Source organism: Streptomyces colwelliae, assembly GCF_048158785.1.
In the GTDB taxonomy this organism is placed as follows: Bacteria; Actinomycetota; Actinomycetes; order Streptomycetales; family Streptomycetaceae; genus Streptomyces.
This window is the reverse complement of sequence record NZ_JBLTJC010000564.1, coordinates 1-4,975: the sequence shown is the minus strand read 5'-3', so window position 1 is coordinate 4,975 and position 4,975 is coordinate 1. Positions and strand designations below refer to the sequence as shown.

Below are 4,975 nucleotides of genomic sequence, written 5' to 3'. Positions count from 1 at the left end.
CACCGGTCCCCCACTCAAGGCCGGTGAAGGTGTTCACGCCGAAGTGCAGGAACGCCGTCCGCTCCAGTTCCTGCCAGGCCACCTGCCGTGCGGTGGGCCGGACTTGGGAGGCCTTGCGGACCAGGTCCGCCCGCCGGCGCGGCGACATCACCGAGCGCGTACACCTGCCCGGCGACCAGCACGAGCCCGATCCCGGCGAGCATCCCCTGCACCACGGCCGAGGACACAGCCCGGAACCACCGCCCCAGCCGCAGCACCCCGAGCCCCAACTGCACCACCCCGGCGGCGAACACCAGCACCCCGAGCGCCTCGACGCCGTACGCCCGCACGGCCTCGTACACGAGCACGGTCAGCCCTACAGCCGGACCGCTCACCCGCAGACTGCTCCCGGGCAGCGCCCCGACGACCAGCCCACCGACGATCCCGGTGACCAACCCCAACTCGGCCGGCACCCCGGAGGCGATCGCCACGCCCACACACAACGGGAGCGCGACGAGAAAGACGACGAAAGAAGCGAACAGATCGGCCTTGCTCACACCACAGCGCACGACACGCACGACACGCATGACAACGGCACCTCCGAAGACAGGACAGAGCCAGACAGGAGATGCGTGGGCGCCGCACCGGGGGAGGGCACGGCGAACTGAAATCCATTGTCGGGAAAGGGAGTTGGCCCCGCACTCGATTCGTGTGGCCACCCGGTGAACGCGGAGGCATCCATACCGGAGCGCCCCACTCCGATCACGCCACCACGCGCCTGCGCCGTCCCGCACACCCACCGGACGACATCACCGCACGACACCACCGAACCCGCTTGACGGCCATGCCGCACCGGAGCATTATTCATCACATGATGAATTACCTCCCCGGCCCGTCCGCATCACCGGACACCCCACCCGGCACGGACCCCGAACCCGCCGTCCAAGCGGAATCCCTCACCGTCGTCCGCGGCCCCCGCACCGTCCTCCGCGGCCTCGACTTCACCGTCCCGCGCGGCCAGATCACCGGACTGCTCGGCCCGTCCGGCTGCGGCAAGTCGACCCTCATGCGCTCGATCGTCGGCACCCAGGCCAAGGTCACCGGCACCCTGAACGTCCTCGGTCGCCCCGCAGGCCACCCCACCCTCCGCACCCGCATCGGCTACGTCACCCAAGCCCCCTCCGTCTACGACGACTTGACGGTCCGTCAGAATCTGGACTACTTCGCCGCGATCCTCGACCCAGGCCGCGCCGCCGCCACCCGCCGCCACGACGACGTCACCCGCGCGATCACGGACGTCGACCTCACCACCCACGCCGACGCCCTCGCCGGCAACCTCTCCGGCGGCCAACGCAGCCGCGTCTCCCTGGCCGTGGCGCTCCTCGGCACCCCAGAACTCCTCGTCCTCGACGAACCCACCGTCGGCCTCGACCCCGTCCTCCGCCGAGACCTCTGGGCCCTCTTCCACGACATCGCCGCCTCCCGCGGCGCCACCCTCCTCATCTCCTCCCACGTCATGGACGAGGCCGAGCGCTGCCACCGCCTCCTCCTGATGCGCGAGGGCGAGATCCTCGCCGACGACACCCCGGACGCCCTCCGCGCCGGCACCGGCTCCGACACGGTCGAAGCGGCCTTCCTGCACCTGGTCGACGAGGCCGTGGCCACCGCCCGCCAGAAGGAGACGACCCGATGAACACGACAACGACCCTGGCCGCTACGACGACCACCGCACCCGCCCCGGCCAGTTCCCTCAGCGCCTCCCGCACCGCAGCCACCGCAGCCCGCGTCCTGCGCCAGCTCCGCCACGACCCCCGCACGATCGCGCTGCTGATCCTCATCCCGTGCGTGATGCTCGTCCTGCTGCGCTACGTCTTCGACGGCAGCCCGCGCACCTTCGACAGCATCGGCGCCTCACTCCTCGGCATCTTCCCCCTCATCACGATGTTCCTGGTCACCTCCATCGCCACCCTGCGCGAACGCACCTCCGGCACCCTCGAACGCCTCCTCGCCATGCCCCTGGGCAAGGGCGACCTGATCGCCGGCTACGCCCTCGCCTTCGGCATCCTCGCGATCATCCAGTCCGCCCTGGCGACGGGCCTCGCCGTCTGGTTCCTGGGCCTCGACGTGACCGGCAGCCCCTGGCTCCTCCTCCTGGTCGCCCTCCTCGACGCCCTCCTCGGCACCGCCCTCGGCCTCTTCGTCTCGGCCTTCGCCGCCTCCGAGTTCCAGGCCGTCCAGTTCATGCCGGCGGTGATCTTCCCCCAACTCCTCCTCTGCGGCCTCTTCACTCCCCGCTCCGACATGCACCCCGTCCTGGAGGCCATCTCCGACGTCCTGCCCATGTCGTACGCCGTCGACGGCATGAACGAGGTCCTCAAGCACACCGACATGACCGCCACCTTCGTACGCGACGCCCTGATCGTGGCCGGCTGCGCGCTGCTGGTGCTGTGCCTGGGCGCGGCGACCCTGAGGAGGCGTACGGCATAGAAGAGACGCATAGAAGAGACGTATGGCATGGAGGCGGTCCACCCAGAGGTGTTGTTCCGCCAGCCGGACAGCCGTCTCAAGGGCACACCGCCGGTGCGAGGATGAGCCCATGACCCAGAAAGTCGCAGTCCTCGGCACCGGCAAGATCGGCGAAACCCTGCTCAGCGGAATGATCCGAGCGGGCTGGGCCCCGGCCGACCTCCTGGTCACCGCCCGCCGCCCCGAGCGAGCCGAAGAACTCCGCGCCCGCCACGGAGTCACCCCGGTCACCAACCCCGAGGCCGCGAAGAGTGCCGACACCCTGATCCTCACGGTCAAGCCGCAGGACATGGGCACCCTCCTCGACGAACTCGCCCCGCACCTCCCCGCCGACCGCCTGATCATCAGCGGTGCGGCGGGCATCCCCACCTCCTTCTTCGAGGAACGCCTGGCCGCGGGCACCCCTGTCGTCCGTGTCATGACGAACACCCCCGCCCTCGTCGACGAGGCCATGTCCGTCATCTCCGCCGGCAGCCACGCCACCGAGGCCCATCTCGCGCACGCCGACGAGATCTTCGGCGCCGTGGGCAAGACGCTCCGCGTCCCCGAGTCCCAGCAGGACGCCTGCACCGCCCTCTCCGGCTCCGGCCCGGCGTACTTCTTCTACCTGGTCGAAGCCATGACGGACGCGGGCATCCTGCTCGGCCTGCCGCGCGACAAGGCCCACGACCTCATCGTCCAGTCCGCGATCGGCGCCGCCGTCATGCTCCGCGACAGCGGCGAGCACCCGGTGAAGCTCCGCGAGAACGTCACCTCGCCCGCCGGCACGACGATCAACGCCATCCGCGAACTCGAGAACCACGGCGTACGCGCCGCACTCATCGCCGCCCTGGAAGCCGCCCGCGACCGCAGCCGCGAACTGGCCTCCGGAAACAGCTAGCCGGCTAGCTGGTTATCCGGTCAGCCGGAGCCAGTTCGCTACGCAGGCAGAAGCCCGATGGCTCGATACGCGTTGTCGACCATCGGCTTCGCCATCTCTCTCGCCTTCTCCGCCCCATCCCGCAACACCCCTTCCACATAAGCGGGATCCGCGCACAACTCCTTGTGCCTCTCCTGCACAGGCCTGAGCAGCTCGACCACGGCCTCCGCGGTGTCCTTCTTCAAAGTTCCGTACGACTCATATACACCGCTCAGGTCCTCGGGGTTCCCACCACCGCAAGCGGCCAGGATCTCCAGCAGATTGGCCACCCCCGGCCGCGCTTCCCGGTCGTAGACGACCTCCGCCCCACTGTCGGTCACGGCCCGCATGACCTTCTTCCGTACGGCATCCGGCTCGTCCAGCAGATAGACGATCCCCGGCCCGGAGTCGTCCGACTTCCCCATCTTCGAAGTCGGCTCCTGGAGGTTCATCACCCGAGCCGCCACCCCCGGCCGAGTCGCCCGAGGCACCACGAACGTGTGCCCGTACCGCTGGTTGAACCGCACCGCCAGATCCCGGGTCAGCTCCACATGCTGCGTCTGGTCGTCCCCGACCGGCACCTCGTCCGTCCCGTACGCCAGGATGTCCGCCGCCATCAGCACGGGATACGTCAGCAACGACAGCCGCACACTCCCGCCCCGCTCCCGCTCACGCGGGGCTTTCTCCTTGTACTGCGCCATCCGCCGCATCTCGCCGTCGGTGGCCACGCACTCCATGACGTACGACAGCCGCGCGTGTTCGTCCACATGACTCTGTACGAACACGGTGCACAGCTCGGGATCCAGCCCCGCCGCCAGCAACAGCGTCGCCGCCTGCCGACTGAGCCTGCGCACCCGCGCCGGATCGTGGTCCACGGTCAGCGCGTGCAGATCGACCACACAGAACAGCGCGTCGCTCTGCCGCTGATCCACGTCGACCCACCGCCGGATGGCGCCCAGGTAGTTCCCCAGCGTCAGATGCCCGGTCGGCTTGACCCCACTGAAGACCCGCGTCATCTCACCACCTCCTGATAGAGGCCGCCGTACCCGGTCGGCCGACCCTCTGGAGGGAGAAACGCGAACGGCCGCCGATGCGGCGGCCGTTGAGTACATACGTGTGTACGGCCGCTGTCAGGCGGCCCACCACTGCTGGGTGCACGTATGCGTAGTCACGTCACACAGCGTACGCCTCCGCAGTGCTCTCCGGAGCGGAGTTGACACGCCCCTATCGCCTACGTAGTGTTCTCCGAGTTGTCCGACGTGAGCGCCGACCCCGGTCGGTCCCCGGACAGCCATTCCGCAAGTACCTACAGACAATCGACGATACGTCGTCGCGTTGTATTGGCATGCGTATTTGCGAAATGAGGAATCCGCGTTCGAAAGGACGCACCCCCCGATTCGCTCGGGGCTCAGGATTCCGCTAAAGTCTCACTCGTCGGAACGGCCCAACGGCCGGGATGGCAACCCCCGCTGACTGGGAGTCAGGCCCGAAAGGATCTGATAGAGTCGGAACCGCCGGAAAGGGAAACGCGGAAGCGGAAACCTGGAAAGCACCGAGGAAATCGGAACCGGA

The 4,975-nt window shown here is 68.7% G+C and carries 4 protein-coding genes and 1 pseudogene; 3 read left to right on the top strand and 2 right to left on the bottom strand.

What is annotated here, in order from left to right; genetic code table 11:
- Nucleotides 1-119: 119 nt before the first annotated feature.
- A pseudogene (locus ACNFOC_RS50880) lies at nucleotides 120-566 on the bottom strand (SulP family inorganic anion transporter); the annotation flags it as partial.
- Nucleotides 567-850: 284 nt separating this feature from the next.
- On the opposite strand from ACNFOC_RS50880, the gene ACNFOC_RS50875 reads away from it, so the two are divergent.
- The 3 genes from ACNFOC_RS50875 to proC all read left to right on the top strand — a co-directional run bounded on the left by ACNFOC_RS50875 (nucleotide 851) and on the right by proC (nucleotide 3,385).
- Nucleotides 851-1,672 (top strand): ABC transporter ATP-binding protein, encoded by an 822-nt coding sequence (locus ACNFOC_RS50875; protein WP_416965781.1) that lies wholly within the window; start codon nucleotides 851-853, stop codon nucleotides 1,670-1,672.
- Nucleotides 1,669-2,466, top strand: a complete 798-nt coding sequence (locus ACNFOC_RS50870) for an ABC transporter permease (RefSeq protein WP_416965780.1) — start codon at nucleotides 1,669-1,671, stop codon at nucleotides 2,464-2,466. The genes ACNFOC_RS50875 and ACNFOC_RS50870 overlap by 4 nt, the downstream gene beginning before the upstream one ends.
- A gap of 109 nt (nucleotides 2,467-2,575) precedes the next feature.
- Nucleotides 2,576-3,385: a pyrroline-5-carboxylate reductase gene (gene proC, locus ACNFOC_RS50865; protein ID WP_416965779.1), complete on the top strand. Its 810-nt coding sequence runs from the start codon at nucleotides 2,576-2,578 to the stop codon at nucleotides 3,383-3,385.
- 38 nt (nucleotides 3,386-3,423) lie between these two features.
- Here proC and trpS read toward each other — a convergent pair whose 3' ends face one another.
- Nucleotides 3,424-4,419 (bottom strand): tryptophan--tRNA ligase, encoded by a 996-nt coding sequence (gene trpS / locus ACNFOC_RS50860; protein WP_416965778.1) that lies wholly within the window; start codon nucleotides 4,417-4,419, stop codon nucleotides 3,424-3,426.
- Nucleotides 4,420-4,975 lie beyond the last annotated feature (556 nt).